We start from the raw sequence: 2148 nt of genomic DNA, 5'->3' as shown, positions 1-2148 counted from the left end.
CCGGAGATCCCGACGGCCAGGGCGAGGGCGGTGGACGACACGAGGATCGTGTCGTCGTCGTCGGAGACCCACCAGACGGTCAGCGCGATGGTCCACGCGACGACGCCCAGCACGGCGACGACGATCCTTGCGATGYCGACCCGGGCACGGCCGGCGTGCGCGCGGACGGCTCGGCACGTGAGCACCGCGACGACGACGGGGGTCGCGATCCCGGCCGCGACCGCCACGCCGGCGAACGTGAAGGACCGGTACGGGTGGTGCCTGGCCGCGAGCGCCCGGGTCTCGCCCTCCGCCTCCGCGTCGGTGATCTGCGACCACAACCGGTAGAAGACGACCGGGATCACCAGCCACCCGACCATGACGAACGACGTGGCCAGCAGCCACCCGAACGTCTCGAGGGGCGAGCGCTGGTCGACCAGCCGGGCGGTCGCCGGGAGCACCCGCACGGTCGGCAGCGCGCCGGGTGGGCTGCCCGCCCGCCGCGATCGCATCGCCCGGACCAGCCACGCCGCACGGGCGGCCGCGAGCAGCACGGTCAGCGCGATGAAGCCGTAGTCGCTGGGCAGCGCCCCGCCGGACAGCAGCAGCCGGCCCGTGTAGGGGTCGAAGGCCCAGAGCCGCAGGAAGAGCGCGCAGACGAGCAGGACCCCGAGCATGCTCAGCGCCAGGTCCAGCGCGGTCTCGGTGGGCTCCGCGCACCCGGCGTCGCGGAACACCACCCGCTCGCGGGCGTAGATGCCGGTCGCCCGCGGGACGTGCCAGGTGGACGTGGTCCGGCTCAGGTCGGGCGCGTCGCAGAGGTTGAAGAGCATCCGCTTGACCCGGAACACCGTCGACATCGGCCTCAGCACGACGTACGCCGCGAGGAGCATCAGCATGGCGAGCACGAGCAGCCCCGAGAGGCCGACGTCCCGCGCCGCGGTCACCTGGTCGACCAGGCCGGCGGGAGACAGCGTCGTCGAGAAGGAGAGCAGCCGGTCGACCATCCGCGTGAGCGCCTGCTGCTGCTCCCCCTCGAGCGCGTTGACGTTGAGGATGTACGCGACGACGTCGGCGCTCGCCCCGACCAGGACCCGCGTGACCAGCAGCCCGGCGATCGCGGACAGGACGAGGACCGACTTCCAGGGGATCGGCTGGAGCGCGGCCCGGTAGTCGGCGATCATCTGGCGGGTCCGCAGCCCCTGCTCGTCGAGCTCACCCAGCGCGGCCTGGCGCGCGTACGTCCGGGACAGCGCGTCCACCGACCGGGTCACGTGCCGGACCACCAGGATGCGCAGCCCGAGGGTCGGCCGCGGGAGCCGCCACCAGCTCGCGCACGGTGCCGATCCCGGTGGACGGGTCCGGACCCAGACCAGCCCGTGCAGCTCCTCGGCCGCCCGCACCACCCGCGCGTACTCGGCGAGGAGCGCGCGCACGTCCGCGTGCCGGGCATCCGACGCCGTCCGAACGACGTCCTGCGCGTCGAGGACCATCCGAGCACCCCCTGCGGATCGACCCGTCCGGGCGGCGACGACGCCACCTGGACTCAYCTCAGGAGCGGCGCACGTCGCCGGAGATACCGGTGGGTGGCCGTACGGGCGGCGCGCCGCGCGGCAGACGTGGGCGGGCACGGCCGGAGCGTGCCAACCTCGACCCATGGCATCCGGCGACACCGCAGGTCAGGTCGTGCAGGCGTACGTCTCCGTGCAGGTCGAGCACCTCCTGGCCGCCGTGCCCGGGCTCCGTGACGAGGACGACGAAGCGGTGCACGCCGCCCGGGTGTCCACCCGCCGGCTCCGCGCGGCTCTGTCCGTCTACCGACCGGCGCTGGACCGGACCGTCACCGACCCGCTGCGGGTCGAGCTGGCGGACCTCGGGCACGTGCTCGGCGCGGCCCGGGACGCACACGTCGTCCAGCAGGTCCTCCTGCGCCGGATCCTGCGCGAGGACCCGGGTCTGGTGCTCGGGCCCGTCCTCCAGCGCGTGGACGAGGACCGCGCCGCGGCGCGACAGCTCGCCTTCGACGAGCTCGAGACGTGGCTGGCGTCGGAGCGGTTCGGTGCGCTGATCGAGGGTCTCGGCGGCGAGCTGGCCACCGGGCCCCGCGCGGACGAGCCCGGCGCCCGGCTCGTCCGCCGGCGTGCGCGCCAGGCCTGGGCCGGCCTCGAC

At 74.7% G+C, this 2148-nt stretch carries 2 protein-coding genes; one reads left to right on the top strand and one right to left on the bottom strand.

What is annotated here, in order from left to right:
* Positions 1 to 1472: hypothetical protein (locus ACXJKG_RS20770; RefSeq protein WP_456847617.1), on the bottom strand; the 1472-nt coding region annotated here is incomplete at its 3' end.
* 163 nt (positions 1473 to 1635) lie between these two features.
* Between ACXJKG_RS20770 and ACXJKG_RS20765 the strand changes: the two genes are divergently transcribed.
* The coding region (locus tag ACXJKG_RS20765) for a CHAD domain-containing protein (protein ID WP_456847616.1) at positions 1636 to 2148 on the top strand (513 nt) is incomplete at its 3' end.

It is taken from the genome of Cellulomonas sp. P5_C6, from assembly GCF_054049635.1.
The sequence above is the reverse complement of the archived record's forward strand: the minus strand, read 5'-3'. Positions and strand labels throughout refer to the sequence as shown.